Annotated in this window: 1 protein-coding gene; it reads left to right on the top strand. The window is 36.6% G+C overall.

Going from position 1 to position 763, the window contains the following annotated elements; genetic code table 11:
* The coding region (locus tag B9N71_RS13175) for a DUF6708 domain-containing protein (RefSeq protein WP_167370127.1) at positions 1–411 on the top strand (411 nt) is incomplete at its 5' end.
* Positions 412–763 lie beyond the last annotated feature (352 nt).

Genomic DNA, 763 nt, shown 5'->3' with positions numbered 1-763 from the left:
GTGTTACGCAATCCGCTAACCTTTTTGCATCCTAATAAAAAACGCATAAAAGAATATGACTGGGCCCATTTACAAGGGGTGGTGGTGCATAATTTTTCACGATATTCACTCAACACCACCATATTAATGGTGTGCAAACCTCATACCCATAAAACAATTGACCATATATTATTAGACCCATTACGTGGCGGCATAGGTAGTTATTTGGTTTGGGGTTGGGTCAATAACTTTATGTGCGCTAACAAATTAGCAGGTCTAAACGACGGCAAATACAAATGGGAACAAGAAACCCAATTTAAAGAAAAAATTATTAAAGGACAAGGCTGGCCAGAATGGATGGTTGAAGCGTTTAATGCCACATCATTAGAAGAGTTAGCTGAAATTAAACAACGGCACCATATAAAACAATAAGGTTCAATGGCACAAGGCGGAGACGGATAAAAAAGCCTATTTCGAAAAGTATGATCGTAATATCGGCATACTGACTAGGCTCCCAATACCCGATTATAGTAAAATTGACGAACCAGACGAATTTACTTTAACCACATCGGCTAATCATCTTACTGATAAAACAATAACCAATAGCGACAAGCCTGTTCAAAATGGGCTCATTATCAATAAATGGATCGCTGGCACGATAGGTGTGTTTAATATTGTAAAATATCAAATTATTATTCAATACAATAACCGTGAAGACGTGCCATTAATCGTGACTAAAAACAATAAAATTTAAAATAAGGAACAGAACAATGCCATCACAATA

This window comes from Gilliamella bombi, assembly GCF_900103255.1.
GTDB lineage: Bacteria > Pseudomonadota > Gammaproteobacteria > Enterobacterales > Orbaceae > Gilliamella > Gilliamella bombi.
The sequence above is the reverse complement of the archived record's forward strand: the minus strand, read 5'-3'. Positions and strand labels throughout refer to the sequence as shown.